Origin of the sequence: Pseudomonas sp. 2822-15 (assembly GCF_002742515.1) — a bacterium.
Lineage (GTDB): Bacteria > Pseudomonadota > Gammaproteobacteria > Pseudomonadales > Pseudomonadaceae > Aquipseudomonas > Aquipseudomonas salomonii.
This window is the reverse complement of sequence record NZ_LJRY01000199.1, coordinates 207,595-225,636: the sequence shown is the minus strand read 5'-3', so window position 1 is coordinate 225,636 and position 18,042 is coordinate 207,595. Positions and strand designations below refer to the sequence as shown.

Here is an 18,042-nt window from a genome sequence, read left to right as displayed (position 1 = left end):
GGGAGCCGGGCTTGCCCGCGATGGGATCAACTCGGCGCTACAGATACACCGAGTTGCCTGCATCGCAGGCAAGCCAGCTCCCACATACAGCCCTTTCCACAGTAGTTTTGGGTGGTCGCCCAATCACTGGTTGGAGGCGTCCGCCGCCTTGATCAGGTCGGCGCCAATCTCACCCTCGAACTTCTGCCACACCGGGCGCATGGCTTCGCGCCACAGCTGGCGTTGCGCCGGGGTCAGTTCGATGACTTCGCTGGTCTTGGCGTCGATGATCTTCTGCCTGGCCGACTGGTTCAACGCTTCGGCCTGTTTGTTCACCTCGACGGTGACTTCAACCATGATCTGCTCCAGAGAGGTGCGCACATCCGGCGGCAGGCCGTTCCAGAACTTGGCGTTGGTGATCACCATGTAGTCGATCAGGCCATGGTTGGACTCGGTGAAGTACTTCTGCACCTCGTTGACCTTCTGGCTTTCATAGTTGGACCAGGTGTTCTCGGTGCCATTTACGGTACCGGTCTGCAGGCCTTGGTACACCTCGGCAAAGCTCATCTTGCGCGGGTTGGCGCGGATCGCCTTGAACTGCTCTTCGAGTACGCTGGAGGCCTGCACACGGAACTTCAGGCCACGGGCGTCCTTGGGTTCATGCAGGGCTTTGTTGGCGGAAAGTTGCTTGAGGCCATTGTGCCAATAGGCCAGGCCAAGGATGTTCTTGTCCTGCATCGAGGTCAGCAATGCCTTGCCCTGGGCGGCCTGGAAACGGTCGACGGCGGCCAGGTCATTGAACAGGAACGGCAGGTCGTAGATCTGCACTTGCTTGGTGTATTGCTCGAATTTGGCCAGGGACGGTGCCAGCATCTGCACGTCGCCCAACAATAGCGCTTCCATCTCTTTACCATCGCCGAACAGGGAGGAGTTGGGGTACACCTCGACCTTGACCCGGCCCGGCAAGCGCTCTTCAGCAAGCTTTTTGAACAACAACGCGCCCTGGCCCTTGGGGGTGTTTTCGGCGACCACGTGGGCGAACTTGATCACAATCGGGTCGGCCGCCTGGGCCAGGCCCGCGGCAAATAAAGTGGCGGCGCACAGCAGCGCCCGAGAAAGCTTGAGCATGGGGAATCACCTTCTTATTGTTGTGTTATAGGGCAAGGTGCCTGATGTGACGCGTGTAGTGAATTTCGAATTGTAGATACCTGCGTTCGGCCAGGCCGAACGCCATACTTCAGAACAATGCAGATCGAGTGTGGGAGCTGGCTTGCCTGCGATGGCGGTGTGTCAGGCAGTCGATTCATGGGCGGGCCCACCGCTATCGCAGGCAAGCCAGCTCCCACATTTTGCTCACGGTTGTTTCAGTCAGAGTTGGGCGGCCAGCAGCCTTTGTGCGCGCAGCAACACCGGCGCATCCACCATCTGCCCATCCATCTGATAAGCCCCGGCCCCATGGGCTCCCGCCTCTACCACGCGCCTGGCCCAGGCCAGGTCTTCGGCGCTGGGCGCCAGCGCTGCATGAATCACCGCCACCTGCTTGGGATGGATACACAGCGCCCCGGCAAAGCCCATTTCATAGGCATGACGGATCGAGCGGCGCAAACCTTCGGGGTCGTCGATGGCCGGGTGCACACCATCCAGCGGCGCCACCAAACCGGCGGCGCGCGAATGCACGATCAACGCCAGGCGTGCCTGGTCGAGCGCAAACTGCGCAGCCGCAGAACCGCTGCTCAGGTTCAGGTCCAGGGCCAAATCCAGACCACCAAATGACAGGCGCTCAACCTGCGGCGCATGGGCAATCTCAGCCACCGCCAGCAAGCCCCTGGCGCTTTCGACAATCGGCCAGATCACCTTGCCGGCAGCCGCCACCACGGCAACCTGGGCTGCGCTTTCCACCTTCGGCAGCAGCACGCCCGCCACATTGGCATGGGCTTTACAGAACGCCACATCCTCAAAATGCTCGGCATGCTCCGGTGCATTGATGCGCACCCACACCTGAGCCTGTGGGTGCGCGTGCAAAAACACCCCGAGGTTATCCCGCGCCTGGCGCTTGAGGGGTTCTTCCACCGCGTCTTCAAAATCCACAATCACCGCATCGGCGCCGCTGGCCAGGGCTTTGGAAAACCGCTCCGGGCGGCTGCCGGGCACAAACAGGGCCGAACGAACTAAAGGCTTTGGCATCAGGTGAATTCCCTATTAAATAACGCCGCGTGCGCGCAGGCCGTCGATGGTGTGCGCCGAAAACCCAAGCTGATCGAGAATGCCCTGGCTGTGCTGGCCCAGGGCGGGAACGGCGTCCATGCGCGGGGTAAACGCGGCATTGCGCGCCGGCGGCAACAGCGACGGCAGCGGCCCGGCCGGGCTTTGGACTTCACGCCAGCTGTCACGCGCCTTGAGCTGCGGGTGGTCCCACACGCCTTGCATGTCGTTGACCCTGGCACTGGCGATCTGCGCGCCTTCCAGGCGTTGGATCACGGCTTGCGCGTCCAACTGCGCAAAGCTGTCAACGATGATCTGGCGCAGCGCCTCACGGTTGGCCGAACGCTTGAAGTTGGCCGAGAAACGCTCATCGGTGGCCAGCTCAGGGGTGAGCAGCACCTTGTCGCAGAACGCCGCCCATTCGCGTTCGTTCTGCAAGCCGAGCATCACCGTGCCGCCGTCGCCGGTGGGAAACGGCCCATACGGGTAGATCGTCGAATGCGCCGCCCCGGCCCGTGGTGGCTGGGGCGCGCCGTCGAAGGCGTAATACATCGGGTAGCCCATCCACTCCACCAGGCTTTCGAGCATGCTTACGTCGATGCGGCTGCCCTGCCCCGTTTTTCCGCGCAGCAGCAACGCCGAGAGGATGCCGCTGTAGGCGTACATGCCGGCGGAGATATCGGCGATGGAGCAACCGGCCTTGGCCATCTGGTCTTCACCCGGGCCACCGGTCACCGACAAAAAGCCGCCCTCGCTTTGGATCAGCAGGTCGTAGGCTTTCTTTTTCTCGTAGGGCCCGCCTTCGCCATAGCCGGAAATATCGCAGACGATCAGCCGTGGAAAACGCTCATGCAGCGCCTCAAACGACAGACCCATGCGCGCTGCCGCGCCGGGTGCGAGGTTCTGCACCAGCACGTCGGCATCGGCCAGCAGGCTTTGCAGGATGTCGCCGGCCTCGCCCTGCTTGAGGTCCAGGGTCAGGCTTTCCTTGGAGCGGTTGGTCCACACAAAGTGCGAGGCCAGGCCGCGCACGCGCTCGTCATAGCCACGGGCAAAGTCACCGGCGCCAGGGCGTTCGACCTTGATCACACGGGCGCCGAGGTCCGCCAACTGGCGGGTGCAGAATGGCGCAGCAATCGCGTGCTCCAGGCTGATGACGGTAATGCCGTCCAGCGGTCGTTGATTAGTCATGATGCCTCCTCAAAGCCAGTGGGCCATGGACGCTGCATCGCGCAGGTTCCAGACCTTTTCGATCAGTGCATTGGCCTGCGCGGGTGTGCGCGCGCCGCTGAATTGGGTAAGGCGCTGGAATTTATCCGCCAGCTCCACCCGGCTCAGGGTGTTGCCGGGGTCGCCCTTGGGTTCGTCGATGGCGCCCTGCAGCGTGCGGCCATCGAACGTGGTGACGGTGACACGGCCCAGCCAGCGCTGCGGGTAGGCGGCGTCGACGTGCGCATCCAGGGTCATGCTGACCTTGTCGCGAAAGGCCGAAACGGCGGGGTCGGTCAACGCGTGTTCGTGGAACTCGGTGAGCCCGGCCTTGCCATGCACAGCGATCAGGCCGAGCACAGTGCCCATGGAGAATTTGGCCTGATGCACAGTGGCAGGGCTGGTCACGCGGCCGAGCACGTCGATGGCACCTTGATGGACATGCGTTTGAACCGTGGCGATATCGGCAGCGCACAGCCCTTCGCGCTGCATCAGATCCAACAGCGCATCGGCGGCCGGATGGGTGTGACGGCACGAGGCGTGGAACTTGAACGAGGTCTCCAGCAGTGCCCAACGGCTGCCGAGGCCGGCCGATAACTTGCCAGGCTCAGCGTCGCTGGACATGCCCGCCGCCAGGCCTTGGTCACCCTCCAGAATATTGCGTGCGCCGGTGAGCCCGTCCGCCGTCAAATACGCCGCGAGCAAGCCATCCGCCGCTGCCTTGGCCGTGTGCAACTGCTTGGAGTCGGCGGCATCGCGCAAAAACTCCCACAACCCGGCTGCCTGGGTACCGGCGCTGCCGAGCAGGTTGATGAACTGCTCCTGGCTAAAATTCATCAGCTTGCCCACAGCAACCGCCGCCGCCAGGGTGCCGACGGTGGCCGTGGTGTGGAAGATACGGTAATGGGAACGGCCCATGAATTCGCCGATGCGGATACCGGCTTCATAGCCCGCCACCGAGGCCAGCAGCAATTGGCGGCCGGATTTGCCAAGGTCCTGGGCGGCAGCCAGCGCGGCCGGAAACACCACGGTCGCCGGGTGCAGCACCGAGCTGTTGTGCAGGTCATCCTGCTCCACCAGGTGGGAGGATGCGGCGTTGACCAGCGCGGCAAAATACGCGCTGGTGCTGCCGCCATTGACGATCAACTGGGCCGGGCCGCTGTCGGGTCCCATTTTTTGCGCATAGCGTTCAAACAACGGGATCGGGTGCGCGCCCTTGCTGGCCAGCGCCGAGGCCAGCCAGTCCAGGTACAGGTCTTCGGTGCGTGCCAGTACCTTTTCCGGCAATTGTTCGTCGTTAAGGTCCGCAAGGAACCGACACAAGGCGTGGGTATGGCTCATGGTCAGGCCCTCAGAAGCTGCGTGGCAGTTCGAGCAAGTGCTCGGCCACGTAGGACAGGATCAGGTTGGTGGAGATCGGCGCAACTTGATAAAGGCGGGTTTCGCGGAATTTGCGCTCCACGTCGTACTCACAGGCAAAGCCGAAACCACCGTGGGTTTGCAGGCAGGCGTTGGCGGCTTCCCAGGACGCCTTGGCCGCCAGGTACTTGGCCATGTTGGCGCTGGCCCCGGCATTCTTGCCGCTGTCGTATTCCTCACAGGCACGCCAGCGCATCAGGTCCGCCGCTTCGATTTCGATATGCGCCTCGGCAATCGGGAACTGCACACCCTGGTTCTGCCCGATCGGGCGGCCAAACACCACGCGGTCGCGGGCGTAGGCACTGGCCTTTTCGATAAACCAGCGACCGTCACCGATGCACTCGGCAGCGATCAGGGTGCGTTCGGCGTTAAGGCCGTCGAGGATGTATTTGAAGCCTTTGCCCTCCTCGCCGATCAGGCTGTCGAGGGGCAGTTCCAGGTTGTCGAAAAACAGTTCGTTGGTTTCGTGGTTGACCATGTTGGCGATGGGCTGCACGGTCAGGCCGTTGCCGATGGCTTCGCGCAGGTCGACCAGGAAGATCGACATGCCTTCGGACTTTTTCTTCACTTCGGCCAGCGGCGTGGTGCGTGCCAGCAGAATCATCAAGTCGGAATGCTGGATGCGCGAGATCCAGACCTTTTGGCCGTTGATCACGTACTTGTCACCACGCTTGATCGCGGTGGTCTTGATTTTGGTGGTGTCGGTGCCGGTGGTGGGCTCGGTCACGCCCATCGATTGCAGGCGCAATTCGCCGCTGGTGAGCTTGGGCAGGTAGAAGCTTTTTTGCGCTTCGCTGCCGTGGCGCAGCAAGGTGAACATGTTGTACATCTGGCCGTGCACGGTGCCGGAGTTGCCACCGCAACGGTTCACCTCTTCGAGGATCACCGAGGCTTCGGCCAGGCCCAGGCCGGAGCCGCCGTATTCTTCAGGGATCATCGCCGACAGCCAGCCGGCGTCCGTCAGGGCTTTGACGAAGGTTTCGGGGAAGCCCTTTTGTTCGTCGATCCTGCGCCAGTAGGCGGCATCGAACTCGGCGCACAAGGCGCGCACGCCTTCGCGGATGGCATTGAGTTCTTCGTTGTCATTGGGGTTCATTAACGGCTCTCCGCCTGTTGTTCTTGGATTATTCGAAGTGGATTTCGGCTTTCTGAGCCAGACCGTCTGCGTTGCCAGCCCACAGTTCTGCAACCCCGTTTTCAATCACCCTCCCACCCACAGCAAACGGCTGCGGCGCAATCAGCGGGCGCACGCCGCGATAGGCCAAGCGGCGCAGGGTCGCATCGGGATGGGCGCGGCAAAACGCGCGCAGGCTCAAGGTAGCGATCAACGGGCCGTGCACCACCAGGCCTGAATAGCCTTCGGTGCCGGTGACATAGGGGTCGTCGTAGTGGATGCGGTGGCCGTTGAAGGTCACGGCGCTGTAACGAAACAACAGGGTTGGCGTGGGGCTGATCGACTCCTGCCATTCACCTTCGGGCAAGGCGTCACCGCTGCCTGATTTGGGCGGCGTGGGCTCGCGGTAAACGATGTCCTGCTCTTCGCGGATCGCCAGGCGGCCGTCCTGGGAATAGTCATGCCGCACGGTGACGAACAGCAGCGAGCCGGTTCGCCCGGTCTTTTCTTCGACCTGGGTGATGGTCGACACGCGAGTGGCGGCCTCACCGGCGCGCAAGGCATGCAGGAACTCGATGCGCCCACCGGCCCACATGCGATTGCGGTTGTCGGCCGGCGGCAGGAAACCGCCACGGGCCGGGTGGCCGTCAGTGCCCAAGGCGGGTTCCGGCAGCGGGTCCTGGAAAAAACACCACTGCCACAGCGGCGGCAAATCGGCGCCCTGTGCAGGCACCGGCTCGCCAAAAGTGGCGGCAATGCGTTTGAGCAGGTTATGGCTCAAGTGGTCGTGGGCGGTCTCGCTTCGGCCGATCCAATCAGTGGCGCTCATCGGGTGCAGGTCCTCGGGCAGTGAGTGTCTGCCCCGGATCATGCAAGCGCCTGCCCGTTCTGAGAATTTGCATTTCAATAAACCAGCGTTCGGTTATGCTGAACGCCAACTTCGAGTCCGCCCTCATATCCTGTGGGAGCTGGCTTGCCTGCGATAGCGGTGTACCAGAAACATCATCGGTGTTGACATACCGCTATCGCAGGCAAGCCAGCTCCCACACTTGAACCTCACCGTTGCCCAAATAGGGGTTTGCATGCATTTCGATCTCGCCGACCTGCGCCTGTTTATCCATATCGCCGAATCCCCCAGCCTCACCCAAGGCGCCAAGCGTGCGTTCCTCTCGCCGGCCGCCGCCAGTGCGCGGATCAAGGCGTTGGAGGGTCAGTTGGACACGCGCCTGCTGTACCGCGACAGCCGTGGCGTGGAGATCACCCCGGCGGGCGAGCGGCTGCTGCACCATGCGCGGCTGATCATGCGCCAGGTGGATTACCTTAAAAGCGAGTTCACCCAATACGGCGTGGATTCGGCCGGGCATATCCGCATCTTCGCCAACACCACGGCGGTGACCGAGTTTCTGCCGGAGGTGCTGGCGGGCTTCCTGTCCCAGCGCCCGGGTGTGACCGTCGACCTGCAGGAGCGTTTGTCCCGGGATATTGTGCGTGGTGTGCTTGATGGCACCAGCGACATGGGCATCATTGCCGGGCCGGTTGAGGCCGCAGGTTTGCAGGTGTTGCATTTCAGCACCGATGAATTGGTGTTGATGGTGCCCGTCGGTCACCCGCTGGCCGACCAGTCTTCGGTGACGCTGGGGCAAACCCTGGCCTATCAGCACATCGGCCTGCACGAAGGCAGCACGCTATTGAGTTTTTTGCGTGAACACGTTGATCGCCTGGGCAAGCATTTATCGCTGCGCATCCAGGTGTCGAGCTTCGAAGCGATCTGCCGGATGGTCGAGGCCGGCGTAGGCATCGGCATCATTCCCGAGTCCGCCGCCGTGCGGCACAGCCGGACCATGCAGTTGGTGACGGTGAAACTCGATGAGCCGTGGGCGATTCGCGAGCGCAGTATCCTGGTGCGCGAGTTGGAAGCGTTGCCCGGCACCATTCGGGCGTTGATCGCCACCTTGATGCCGCAAAGCGCCTAAGCTCAACAGTCACCTTGCCTGAGGAGACTGTTATGCAACTCGAAGGATCCTGCCATTGCGGCGCCGTAACGTTCAGCCTGACCAGCCAGCACCCCTACCCTTACCAGCGCTGCTACTGCTCCATCTGCCGCAAAACCCAAGGCGGCGGCGGTTATGCGATCAACCTGGGCGCCGACGCCAAGAGTTTGAAGGTTCACGGGCGTAAACACATTTCGATCTACCACGCCCGCCTCAAGCCCGAAGGCGCCAGCCGCGCGCATGCGAGCACTGCCGAACGGCATTTCTGCTCGCAGTGCGGCAGCGCCTTGTGGCTGTTCAGCCCCGAATGGCCGGCGTTGATTCACCCGTTTGCCTCGGCCATCGACACGCCGTTGCCGGTGCCGCCTGAGCACACGCACCTGATGCTCGGCTCGAAGGCGCCGTGGGTGGAAGTCAGTGTGCGCAAGGGCGATTTGCAGTTCGACGAATACCCCGAAGAATCCATCGCCCAGTGGCATGAGCGTTTGGGGCTGACGCGTTAACACTCTTTGACAGTTTCTCGACAAAGCTCTCAAAGATTGTTGGCCGGCATGGCCCTAGCATTCGAGCATCCAAACCACCATCCGGGTGCTCTTCATGTTTCGCACATTGCGCGGTATTCCGTTATGGGGTTGCCTGCTGGGCACGCTCGGCTGCCACGTGCAGCCGCCTGCCCCGCCGGCGATTCCCAAGGGCGATTACGGCGCGATCATCCGCTACCTGCAAGCGCGTATTCCCAAAGACCTGGCCCGCGAGAATGTGCCCGGTTTGTCGATTGCGCTGGTTAATGGCCAGGAGCTGATCTGGGCGCGCGGCTTTGGCCTGGCCGACAAGGCACAGGGGGTGCCGGTGACCGCCAACACGGCGTTTCGCGCCGGCGGCATTTCCAAACTGCTGACGGCCACGGCGGCGCTGCAATTGGTCGAGCAGCAGCGCCTGGCCCTCGACGCGCCCATCCAGCAGACCCTGCGCGAGTTCTACGTGCGTTCGCGCTTTCACACCGACCAGGCCGCCGCCGACCGCGACATCACCTTGCGCCGCTTGCTCAGTCATCAATCCGGTTTGCCCAGTGAACACTTGCGCGACGTGCGCAGCACCTATGCCATGGGCCAGATGCCGATGCGCGTGTCGGGCGTGTGGCTGAGCAGCCCGCCGGGCTCGCAGGTGGCCTATTCCAACCTCGGTTATTCGCTGGTGGGTGCGGCGATCGAGCGCAGCAGCGGCAAAAGTTTTGAAGCCCAGTTGCAAAGTCGCCTGCTCCAGCCCCTGGAGATGAACCAGTCGAGTTTTGTCGGCACCGGCACGCAGTTGAGCTTTCGCGCCCTCGGTTACGAAGACGGCGTGGCGAGTACCGATGCGCAGGTGCGCGACCTGGCCGCCGGCGGCTTGTGGGCCAGCCCCAAAGACCTCAGCCACTACGTGCAGATGCTGTTTGCCCATGGCCTCTATAAAGGCACCCGCGTGCTTGAGAGCCCGTCGATTGATCAGATGTTCACCCAGCAAAACACTGGCAATGCCCTGGACTTCGATTGCCGGATGGGCCTGGGCTGGTTCCTCGCACCCTGCGGCGATGAACCCGTCGCCCCCGGCGTGCGCACCTACCAGCACAGTGGCGGCGGTGATGATTTTGCCGCGCAGTTGAGCGTGCTGCCCGACCAGCAACTGGCGGTGATCATCATGGCCAATGACAGCAATGCCGAAGAACTGGTCGCACGCCTGGCCACCGAGACCCTGCGCCTGTTGCTCCAGGCGCAAACCGGGCAAGCCGTGTGCGCCGACGACTGCCAGGCACCCAGCCATGGGCTCAAGTTGCGCCAGGTGCCGGCCGCCGTCGACCGCAAGCGCCTGGCCGGGTTTTATGCCACGGCCTGGGGCGTATTCCGGGTCAAGGATGAGGGCAATCGGCTGAGCGGAGAACTGGCCGGCTTTGACTTTGAGTTATTGCGCGACGAACACGGCTGGCTGCGCGCGCAGAAAAAAGTCCTGGGCTTTTGGCTCAAGGACCTCGGTGATTTGGGCCGCGTTCAGCTGGACGTGGTCACGGTGCAGGGCCGCCAAGTGCTCACCGCCCGCAGCCACGGCCAACGCCTGGCCATCGGTGAACGCATCGACCCGCCGCCGCTGCCGCTGGCCTGGGCCTCCACCATCGGCACCTATCAGGTGCTCAACACCCATGAACCCGACGCGCCGTTGAGCGGCATCAGCGTGCGCCTGGAAGAAGGCTTCCTGGTGATTCGCGGCCAACTGCACAACGAGCCGCTTACCGACTACATCCTGCTTCCCGTCGACAACGCCCACGCGGTGCTGGCCGGCAACGGCTACGGCCTGGGCGATACCGTCAGCCGCCAGGTCAACGGCCTCAGCGCCTCGGGTTACTCCTTCAAACGCACGCAATCGCCCAACAACCTCTTGAATTTTTAACAAGGACAAATACCCGGATGCGCTCAAAAAACCTCTGCCTGTCATTCACCTCACTGTGCCTGCTCGCGGCTGCAGACACGGCGATTGCCGAAGACTGGCAATACAGCCTCAAGGCCGGCGTGGGCAACCTGCCGCGCTACAGCGGCAGCGACGAACGCATGACCGCGCCACTGTTGGGCGGCAAAGTCGTGAGCCCGTGGGGGATTTTCCTCGACACCGACAAGGGCCTGGGCTGGGGTTACGAAGGCAACGCCCTGAGCTTCAGTGCGTATGTCGGCGCAAGCGCCGCGCGCAAGGACAAAAACGAGCGCCTGCATGCCGGCTCCAAACGCCTTAAAGGCATGGGCGAGATCAAGGCCCGCCCGCAATTGGGCGTCAACGCCAGCTATAACCTGGGCGGTGTGATTGTTGGCGCGACCCTGGAACATGCCCTCAAGGAGAACGACCGAAAAGACACCGGCAAGGCCTACACCCACCTGGAACTGAGCGTGGGCACCAACCTGTACGAAGGTCGCTACGGTTCGGTGGATGCCAGCCTCAGCAGCCACTTTGGCGACCGCAACTACTTGCAGACCTGGTATGGCGTAACCACCGGCCAGGCCGCGCAAAGCCGCTTCAAAGCCTACAAGGCCGGCGCGGGCAATATCAGCAATGGCCTGAACCTGGTGTGGAGCCTGCCGATCAGCGAGCACACCCAGTTCTCGACCTTGCTGGATGTGCAGTACCTGGCGGATGAAGCGGGCAAGAGCCCGATCGTGGAGCGACGGTTGCAGACGTCGGTGATGGGGGTTTTGGAATATACGTTCTGATCGGATAACACCATCAGAATCTGTGGGAGCAGACTTGCTGTGTGTCAGTCAATTGATCTGTTGACTGATACACCGTATTCGCAGGCAAGCCAGCTCCCACATTGAAGGGGTTATCACACCTGTACCCTGCTAGGCCCGAGCTTTACTCGGCGTACGCCCATGTCATCCTGAATGAAGCCCCGCCCCACTCCGAATCCAGCACTTCTACCTGCCCGCCATGCCACTGGCTGACGCGCTTGACCAGCGCCAGGCCCAAGCCAAAGCCGCCGGTGCGGCGATCGCGGCTGGCATCCAGGCGCAGGAAGGGTTCGAAGATCTTCGACCGCCCCTCCATCGGCACACCAGGGCCGTCGTCATTGACCCGCACTTCGTAGCCATTGCCGAACTTGACCAGCGACACCTCTACACGGCGCTCAGCGTAGCGAATGGCATTGCGCAGCAGGTTGATCACTGCACGCGCCATAAAGCGCGGCTCGATCTGGATAAAGTCGACCTCACAGGTGCGCAACGACAACTGCACCCCGGCTGCCTCGGCCTCCAGCGCCACGCTGCCGATCACGCTGTCGAGCCAGCTGTGGGCTTCGATATTCTCCCGAGTGACCTGGGTGGCGCCGCGCTCCAGGCTGGCGTAGGTCAACAGTTCGGAGACCATTTCTTCCAGCTCGCCAAGGTCAGCGTACATATCGGCGATCAGTTCGCGGCTCTGGCGTGGGTCGGCCTGTTGCTTGAGTTGATCCAGCTCAAATGACAAGCGCGCAATCGGCGTGCGCAACTCATGGGACACCGCGTTGGTCAGCTCACGCTGGTTGGCGATCAAGCTTTCGATGCGCTCGGCCATCTGGTTGAAGTGCCCGGCCAGCTCGCGCACGGTCGAACGGCGTGGCAGCAGGATGCGCGAGCCGAGGTCGTTATCGCCAAAGCGCTGCGCGGCCAGGCGAATATGCTCCAGGTCACGCCAGTGCGGGCGTACCCAAAAATACAGGACGATGGCCAGGCTTACACCCAGAAAGCCATAGGCCCACAGGTACAACCATTTGGGCTCTTCCGGCAGCTTGATCTGCAGCAGCTGCGGGCCGCCATCAATGGTGGCCAGAAATTCCATGAAGTCGCCGCGCACCACCAATTGGCCGCCGGCCAGCAGTTGTTGTTCGCGGTCAGTGAGCGCCAGGGTGTCGCGTGCCACCAGCTTGAGGCGCAGGCCGTAATGGGGTTGCAGCTCGGCCAGGCGCGCATCGCGGGCCGCGCCCTGCACCGGGCGCAGTTGCTCGACCAGGCCGTAGGCCGGCCCGCGCAAGGCTTCGCGGTTATAGACTTCGTTGGCTTCGGGCAATAACTCATCGAAGGTGTAGTTGACCAGCCAGATCGCCCCGGCCAACCCCAGCGCCAGGATCACATACAGGCGCAGAAACAGGCGCAGCATCTAAACCTCCCACGCAAACGGATTGAACAAATACCCCTTGCCCCAGATGGTCTTGATGCACACCGGTTCGCGCGGGTTGTCGTTGAGCTTGCTGCGCAACTTGCTGATGTACACGTCGACACTGCGGTTCAGGCCGTCGAAGGCAATGCCGCGCATGCGGTTGAGAATGTCGTCGCGCGAAAGGATTTTTCCCGAGTTGCTGGCCAGCAGCCACAGCAGTTCGAACTCCATGGTGGTGAGGTCGATGGCCTCACCGCCCAGGCTGACGCCGCGGCAACTGCGATCAATCGACAGTCGGCCAAACTCCAGCGCGCCGCGCACCGTGGGCTCCGGCACCTGACGGCGCTGCAAGGCGCGCAGGCGCGCGAGCAGTACCGGCGGCTTGATCGGTTTGATCACGTAGTCGTCGGCGCCCGACTCCAGGCCCAGGATGTGGTCCAGGTCGTCTTCCTTGGCGGTGAGAATGACGATGGGCGTGTCGGACACATTGCGAATCTCCCGGCACACATGCAGCCCGCTCTGGCCCGGCAGCATCAGGTCGAGCACCACAATCTTGGGTTTGAAATCGAGAAAGGCCGCCAGCGCCTCATCGCCCCGGTGCACCACGCGCACCTCGAAACCGTGTTGCGACAGGAAGTGCGCGATCAGCCCTGCCAGCTTTTCATCGTCCTCAACGAGCAGGACCTTGCCCAGACCCAGGTTTTCCATAAGTTCTCAGTGTGGATGCGCGGATTGAAGTGTGAGCATTATAGGTGGCAAGCTGGCCCGAAAAGGTACTGGGCGCGGCAAAAAACGCCTTTGTTGGGGGCTTTCGAACAACCTTCATGCTTTTAAAGGTTTTTAACATTTCACCCGGAGTTTTTAACGTATCAAATCGCGGCGTTCGCAGCCTTGCCCAAGCAAGATGGTGATTTTTCCGACAGCCATAACTCACGTCATTTTCGGAAGTTTCGACACTAACATTCATTGAGCAAACGCCTTAAATTGTCACGACGCAGTGACAAAACAGTGACGCGGCCGTCGTTGACAGCCCAACAATGCCAATGAAACTATCCATGCACTTTTCAGCGACACCTGCCGATGAAAATCATGGAAGATAATTAAAATAAATATCAAAGGAGTTGATATCGTGCGCTCGCAACTTTTATCGATTGCTGCCCCTTGCGCTTGCCTCAACGCCTTATTCAAACACAGCCCTTATTTAATTTAGCGAGCCGCTCTTACACAGCCGTTCTGTCTTTATTTAAGCGTGTTATTGAATACAGGTACACACCATGCTTTTGTATCACGAGGTCATCGAACATAACGTCTCCCGCCACCCGCACAAGTGCGCGGTTGCGCTCGATGCCGTTCATTACAGCTATGGAATGCTTCAAGCAAGAACGACACAAATAGCCCAACTGCTGGTCGCCAGCGGTGTTCAACCAGGTGATCGCGTCGCCCTGTATTCACCGATCTGCATCGATCTCATTGCCGCTTATCTCGCCGTCCTGCGCGTGGGTGCAATTACGGCGGCAACGCACCCCACTTACAGCCGCGAGAAACTGGTTCACCAACTCAAGCATACCGGTGCCAGGGTCCTCATCACCCAAGGCTGCGAGGCGCTGGAAACTCTGGGTCGGGACACCGATTTAGAACGAATAATAATGATCGGGGACGCTGAGGCAACGCCGCCTGAAGTCATCTCTCTGGACCGGCCACCGGCCGGCTGGGGCCGGGCACGAGTACCTGTACTGCGTACCCATCGTGCCGTTCATCACGACGTCGATCATCGGCCCAATTCTGGGATGCGCCGAGGGCGCTTATGAGCTGCACCTCCAGGCACTGGCACGAGGCACCACAGTTCCTTGCGCCATCGCCCTCGAGCGTGCTGCCCACAGTCGCGCGCAGTTGACAGCAGCCGGTGCGCTGTTTGATTCACTGGTCGATCGTCTGCATGCGTCGGGCCAGGCAAAACGCGCGCTCACCGAGCGCCAGTTGCTGGCCCTCAAGCGTGATCGCAGCTACCTCACCCATCAATGCGTCGAAGCGGTAAGGCGCTTGGTCGAACACAGCAGCGCCTCGCTGATGACCACCGAGAACCCGTTGCACAGGCATTGGCGTGACCTGCAGACCATGGCCGCCCACCGTGACGTGCACTGGGACTCGGCGATGCTGGCCAGTGCCACTTCAGAACTCAATCACTGCCTTAACGCCCGGCACTAACAGGAGACGACCATGTTTGTTCGCAACAAGACCGAAATTGAGAACACCGCTCACTTTGTTGAATGGGGCGCTGGAACCAGTCACCGCCTGCTGACGGAGAAAGACGGAATGGGCTATACCGTCTGCCATACCGTTGTGCGTGCTGGCACAGAGTCGCTGCTGCACTACCGCAATCACCTGGAAGCCTGTTACTGCATCGCCGGTGAAGGTGAGGTTGAAGATATGGACGGCAATATCTACCCGATCCGCCCGGGCGATATGTATGTCCTGGACCAACATGACCGGCATTATCTACGCGGTGGCGTGCATCAGGATCTGATACTGGTGAGCGTGTTCAACCCGCCGCTTCGTGGCGATGAGCGCCATAACCTCACCGATACCGGCGGCTCAAGCTACTGAGCGGCCCGTGTGTTGACGCTTTGATCGATTGAAACGAGAGCACCATGCGCAAGGACTACCTGGCTTTTTTTATCTCGCTGTTCCTGTCGCGGCTGGCGGACCAGATTCTGTTGTTTATCGTGCCGCTGATCGTATTCCAAACCACCAACAGCGTGTCGTGGGCCGGCTTGGCGTTTTTCGTCGAGTCACTGCCGCGTTACCTGGCGTTCCCGGTGTGCGGCGCATTGTGCGACAAGTTCTCGCCGGTGCGCATCCTGCATATCAGCCAGGTTTACCGCGCATTGGCATGCGTGCTGGCGGTGGCGTTGTACGGCGTGTTCGACGGCATCTATTGGCTGGTGATCCTGTCGGCGCTGTGCGGCGTGTTGACGACCCAGGGCATCATGGCGCGCGAAGTGGTGATGCCGCATATCTTCAAGCATTACACCTATGCCAAGACCTTGTCCTACTCACAGATCGCCGACCAGACCGGCCTGGTGCTGGGGCCGCTGGTGGCGGCGCTGATGCTGGAGGTGTGGGCGTGGCCCTGGGTAGTGGTGGGCATTGCCGGGCTGTTTGTGCTGGCGGACCTGGCGATGCTGGTGTGGCAGCGCAACACCACGGTCAGCCTGGAGAGCTTTGAGCAGCATCAGGATATCTGGCTGCAACCGCTGCGCATTGCCTTCGGGCATATCCGCGGCCTGGTCGAGCTGAAACGCATCATTGTCCTGGCCGTGGGCGTCAACTTGATCATCGGGGTCACGCTGGCCACGTCCGCGGCCATGGTCACCGGCCTGTTCGCGGCGGGCAAAGATGCCTATGCGTTGTTGCAGGCTGCGGGCGCGGTGGTGACCATTGTTATTCTGTTTTACCTGGCGCGTTCCAGCCTGCCGTTAAAGGTGCTCGGCGGGCTGTCCTATTCAATGATCGCGGCCGGGGCGTTGATCATGGCCGTCAGCCCCAATCTGTGGGCTTACACCCTGGGGTTCCTGCTGATCACCGGGTTCGACAAGATGTTCAACGTGTACATGCGCAGCACCCGCCAGCGGGTGATTCCGGTGCAGGACTTCGGCAAGACAGTCGGCGTGATCACCTTGCTCAACAACCTGGCGCAGCCGTTGGCGGGCCTGTTGATCGGCGTGCTGGCGGCGCCGCTGGGCACGCAAACGGTGATCCTGCTGCTGGCCGGGATCACCGCGCTGATCGGCGTGGCCGTCGCCTCAGGCTGGCACGCCACTGTGAAAGCGGAACTCGATGTCGGGTGACTCGATCAGTTCCTGCTCGGCGGCGCGCACCCGTTCGATCACTTGGGCGATGTCCTTGGCGTCGCCGTACTGGTAGGCGAGTTTCAGATAACCCTGGAAGTGCCGGGCCTCGCTCTTGAGCAAACCGAAGTAGAACTTGCCGAGTTCTTCGTCCAAATGCGGCACCAGGGCTTCGAAACGCTCGCAACTGCGTGCCTCGATAAAGGCGCCGACCACCAGCGTGTCCACCAGCTTGACCGGCTCATGGCTGCGCACCACCTTGCGCAAACCCGAGGCGTAACGGCCGGCATGCAATTGGCGCAGCTCTACCTTGCGCTTTTTGATCAGGCGCATGACCTGTTCGTGGTGCACCAGCTCTTCACGGGCCAGGCGCGACATCATGCTGATCAGGTCCACATGGGCGTGGTACTTGGCGATCAGGCTGAGGGCGGTGCTGGCGGCTTTGAATTCGCAGTTCTTGTGGTCGATCAGCAGGGTGTGCTGATCGGCCAACGCGGCCTGGACCCAGGCATCGGGGGTGCGGCAGCCGAGGAATTCGTGGATTTCGGGCAGGTTCATCGGGCTCACGGGCAAAAGGGTCACAAAAGGCCGGCGATTATACCGACCCCGCCGCAGACCACCAGCCACCGGCCTTGATGTGCATCAACATGACGTCTGGCGGGCAGCAACTATAGTTGTTCCAGGCCCACCCTTTTGGAGACCCCGACCATGCAAGCCATTCGCAGCATCCTGGTGGTTATCGAACCTGAGCATTCCGAAAGCCTGGCGCTCAAGCGCGCCAAGCTGATTGCCGGGGTCACCGGCGCGCACCTGCATTTGCTGGTGTGCGACAAAAAGCACGAGCATTCGGCGCTGCTGAGCCTGCTCAAGTCCGGCCTGCAGGAGGACGGCTACAGCGTGACCACCGAGCAGGCGTGGAATGACAGCCTGCATGAAACCATCATCGACGTGCAGCAGGCCGAAGGTTGTGGCCTGGTAATCAAGCAGCACTTTGCCGACAGCCCACTGAAAAAGGCCCTGCTGACGCCGGCAGACTGGAAACTGCTGCGCTACTGCCCTACCGCGGTGCTGCTGGTGAAAACCTCGACGCCCTGGGCCGACAAGGTGGTGCTGGGGGCGATTGATGTGGGCAACAGCGACAGCGAACACCAGGCGCTGCACAACACCATCATCGACCATGGCTTCGACATTGCGCGCCTGGCCAAAGCGCAGCTGCACGTGATCAGTGCCCATCCGTCGCCGATGCTGTCGGCGGCAGACCCGACCTTCCAGCTCAAGGAAACCATCGAGGCGCGCTATCGCGAACAATGCAAGGCGTTCCAGGCCGAGTTTGATATCGACGACACCCACCTGCATATCGAGGAAGGCCCGGCGGATGTGTTGATCCCCCATGCAGCCCACACGCTGCAAGCGGCGGTGACCATTATCGGTACGGTGGCGCGCACCGGGCTTTCCGGCGCATTGATCGGCAATACGGCGGAGGTGGTGCTGGATGCGGTGGAAGGTGATGTGCTGGTGCTCAAGCCGCAGACGTTGATGGATCACCTGCAGGAGCTGGCGACCAAGCCTTGATCTACGGGGCGCTGGAAATCAAAGGTGGGAGCTGGCTTGCCTGCGATAGCGACCTTTC

At 61.6% G+C, this 18,042-nt stretch carries 18 protein-coding genes; 9 read left to right on the top strand and 9 right to left on the bottom strand.

Translation table 11 applies throughout. The annotated features are described in order from the left end of the window. Positions 1-123: 123 nt before the first annotated feature. The 6 genes from AOA59_RS20260 to AOA59_RS20230 form a co-directional block, all read right to left on the bottom strand. The gene (locus AOA59_RS20260) at positions 124-1,107 is read right to left on the bottom strand and encodes a TRAP transporter substrate-binding protein (RefSeq protein WP_065931333.1); all 984 of its coding nucleotides are present in this window, start codon (positions 1,105-1,107) and stop codon (positions 124-126) included. A 240-nt stretch (positions 1,108-1,347) separates the two neighbouring features. After that, the gene (locus AOA59_RS20250) at positions 1,348-2,163 is read right to left on the bottom strand and encodes a CoA ester lyase (RefSeq protein WP_099488865.1); all 816 of its coding nucleotides are present in this window, start codon (positions 2,161-2,163) and stop codon (positions 1,348-1,350) included. Between the two features lie 15 nt (positions 2,164-2,178). Beyond that, positions 2,179-3,372 carry a CaiB/BaiF CoA-transferase family protein gene (locus AOA59_RS20245; protein ID WP_099488864.1) on the bottom strand — a complete coding sequence of 398 codons (1,194 nt, stop codon included), beginning with the start codon at positions 3,370-3,372 and terminating at the stop codon, positions 2,179-2,181. 9 nt (positions 3,373-3,381) lie between these two features. Next, positions 3,382-4,731 (bottom strand): MmgE/PrpD family protein, encoded by a 1,350-nt coding sequence (locus AOA59_RS20240; RefSeq protein WP_099488863.1) that lies wholly within the window; start codon positions 4,729-4,731, stop codon positions 3,382-3,384. A gap of 10 nt (positions 4,732-4,741) precedes the next feature. Beyond that, positions 4,742-5,905, bottom strand: a complete 1,164-nt coding sequence (locus tag AOA59_RS20235; RefSeq protein WP_099488862.1) for an acyl-CoA dehydrogenase family protein — start codon at positions 5,903-5,905, stop codon at positions 4,742-4,744. Between the two features lie 28 nt (positions 5,906-5,933). After that, entirely contained in the window at positions 5,934-6,752 is an 819-nt protein-coding gene (locus tag AOA59_RS20230) for a MaoC family dehydratase N-terminal domain-containing protein (protein WP_099488861.1), read from the bottom strand. 253 nt (positions 6,753-7,005) lie between these two features. Here AOA59_RS20230 and AOA59_RS20225 point away from each other — a divergent pair, with 253 nt between their 5' ends. The 4 genes from AOA59_RS20225 (at position 7,006) to AOA59_RS20210 (ending at position 11,144) form a co-directional block, all read left to right on the top strand. Next, positions 7,006-7,896 (top strand): LysR family transcriptional regulator, encoded by an 891-nt coding sequence (locus AOA59_RS20225; RefSeq protein WP_099488860.1) that lies wholly within the window; start codon positions 7,006-7,008, stop codon positions 7,894-7,896. Between the two features lie 32 nt (positions 7,897-7,928). After that, on the top strand, positions 7,929-8,417 hold the full coding sequence (locus AOA59_RS20220; protein WP_069786365.1) for a GFA family protein: 489 nt from the start codon (positions 7,929-7,931) through the stop codon (positions 8,415-8,417). 94 nt (positions 8,418-8,511) lie between these two features. Next, a complete protein-coding gene (locus AOA59_RS20215) occupies positions 8,512-10,335 on the top strand; it encodes a serine hydrolase (RefSeq protein WP_099488859.1) in 1,824 nt (607 codons plus the stop codon). A gap of 17 nt (positions 10,336-10,352) precedes the next feature. Beyond that, on the top strand, positions 10,353-11,144 hold the full coding sequence (locus tag AOA59_RS20210) for a MipA/OmpV family protein (protein ID WP_099488858.1): 792 nt from the start codon (positions 10,353-10,355) through the stop codon (positions 11,142-11,144). Between the two features lie 142 nt (positions 11,145-11,286). Here the strand turns inward: AOA59_RS20210 and AOA59_RS20205 are convergent, their stop codons facing one another. Next, entirely contained in the window at positions 11,287-12,564 is a 1,278-nt protein-coding gene (locus tag AOA59_RS20205) for an ATP-binding protein (protein WP_099488857.1), read from the bottom strand. Further along, positions 12,565-13,272, bottom strand: coding sequence for a winged helix-turn-helix domain-containing protein (locus AOA59_RS20200; protein ID WP_069786361.1), 708 nt, complete (start codon positions 13,270-13,272; stop codon positions 12,565-12,567). 566 nt (positions 13,273-13,838) lie between these two features. On the opposite strand from AOA59_RS20200, the gene AOA59_RS20195 reads away from it, so the two are divergent. The 4 genes from AOA59_RS20195 to AOA59_RS20180 are packed head-to-tail and all read left to right on the top strand — an operon-like array spanning position 13,839 to position 16,412. Then, on the top strand, positions 13,839-14,372 hold the full coding sequence (locus AOA59_RS20195; RefSeq protein WP_099488856.1) for an AMP-binding protein: 534 nt from the start codon (positions 13,839-13,841) through the stop codon (positions 14,370-14,372). Next, positions 14,311-14,769: a hypothetical protein gene (locus tag AOA59_RS20190; protein ID WP_158235258.1), complete on the top strand. Its 459-nt coding sequence runs from the start codon at positions 14,311-14,313 to the stop codon at positions 14,767-14,769. The genes AOA59_RS20195 and AOA59_RS20190 overlap by 62 nt, the downstream gene beginning before the upstream one ends. A gap of 12 nt (positions 14,770-14,781) precedes the next feature. Further along, the gene (locus AOA59_RS20185) at positions 14,782-15,168 is read left to right on the top strand and encodes an ectoine synthase (protein WP_099488854.1); all 387 of its coding nucleotides are present in this window, start codon (positions 14,782-14,784) and stop codon (positions 15,166-15,168) included. Between the two features lie 44 nt (positions 15,169-15,212). After that, entirely contained in the window at positions 15,213-16,412 is a 1,200-nt protein-coding gene (locus AOA59_RS20180) for an MFS transporter (RefSeq protein ID WP_099488853.1), read from the top strand. Here the strand turns inward: AOA59_RS20180 and AOA59_RS20175 are convergent. Further along, positions 16,368-16,970 carry a tRNA-(ms[2]io[6]A)-hydroxylase gene (locus tag AOA59_RS20175; protein WP_058421365.1) on the bottom strand — a complete coding sequence of 201 codons (603 nt, stop codon included), beginning with the start codon at positions 16,968-16,970 and terminating at the stop codon, positions 16,368-16,370. The two genes, AOA59_RS20180 and AOA59_RS20175, sit on opposite strands and share 45 nt — an antisense overlap. Before the next feature lie 150 nt (positions 16,971-17,120). Here AOA59_RS20175 and AOA59_RS20170 point away from each other — a divergent pair, with 150 nt between their 5' ends. Next, on the top strand, positions 17,121-17,984 hold the full coding sequence (locus tag AOA59_RS20170) for a universal stress protein (protein WP_099488852.1): 864 nt from the start codon (positions 17,121-17,123) through the stop codon (positions 17,982-17,984). Positions 17,985-18,042 lie beyond the last annotated feature (58 nt).

Coding starts and splice junctions, on each gene's coding strand:
- AOA59_RS20170 (WP_099488852.1), top strand. CDS start 17,121: ATGCAAGCCATTCGCAGCATCCTGGTGGTTATCGAACCTGAGCATTCC.
- AOA59_RS20225 (WP_099488860.1), top strand. CDS start 7,006: ATGCATTTCGATCTCGCCGACCTGCGCCTGTTTATCCATATCGCCGAA.
- AOA59_RS20240 (WP_099488863.1), bottom strand. CDS start 4,731: ATGAGCCATACCCACGCCTTGTGTCGGTTCCTTGCGGACCTTAACGAC.
- AOA59_RS20180 (WP_099488853.1), top strand. CDS start 15,213: ATGCGCAAGGACTACCTGGCTTTTTTTATCTCGCTGTTCCTGTCGCGG.
- AOA59_RS20260 (WP_065931333.1), bottom strand. CDS start 1,107: ATGCTCAAGCTTTCTCGGGCGCTGCTGTGCGCCGCCACTTTATTTGCC.
- AOA59_RS20210 (WP_099488858.1), top strand. CDS start 10,353: ATGCGCTCAAAAAACCTCTGCCTGTCATTCACCTCACTGTGCCTGCTC.
- AOA59_RS20185 (WP_099488854.1), top strand. CDS start 14,782: ATGTTTGTTCGCAACAAGACCGAAATTGAGAACACCGCTCACTTTGTT.
- AOA59_RS20215 (WP_099488859.1), top strand. CDS start 8,512: ATGTTTCGCACATTGCGCGGTATTCCGTTATGGGGTTGCCTGCTGGGC.
- AOA59_RS20235 (WP_099488862.1), bottom strand. CDS start 5,905: ATGAACCCCAATGACAACGAAGAACTCAATGCCATCCGCGAAGGCGTG.
- AOA59_RS20200 (WP_069786361.1), bottom strand. CDS start 13,272: ATGGAAAACCTGGGTCTGGGCAAGGTCCTGCTCGTTGAGGACGATGAA.
- AOA59_RS20205 (WP_099488857.1), bottom strand. CDS start 12,564: ATGCTGCGCCTGTTTCTGCGCCTGTATGTGATCCTGGCGCTGGGGTTG.
- AOA59_RS20230 (WP_099488861.1), bottom strand. CDS start 6,752: ATGAGCGCCACTGATTGGATCGGCCGAAGCGAGACCGCCCACGACCAC.
- AOA59_RS20245 (WP_099488864.1), bottom strand. CDS start 3,372: ATGACTAATCAACGACCGCTGGACGGCATTACCGTCATCAGCCTGGAG.
- AOA59_RS20250 (WP_099488865.1), bottom strand. CDS start 2,163: ATGCCAAAGCCTTTAGTTCGTTCGGCCCTGTTTGTGCCCGGCAGCCGC.
- AOA59_RS20175 (WP_058421365.1), bottom strand. CDS start 16,970: ATGAACCTGCCCGAAATCCACGAATTCCTCGGCTGCCGCACCCCCGAT.
- AOA59_RS20220 (WP_069786365.1), top strand. CDS start 7,929: ATGCAACTCGAAGGATCCTGCCATTGCGGCGCCGTAACGTTCAGCCTG.
- AOA59_RS20195 (WP_099488856.1), top strand. CDS start 13,839: ATGCTTTTGTATCACGAGGTCATCGAACATAACGTCTCCCGCCACCCG.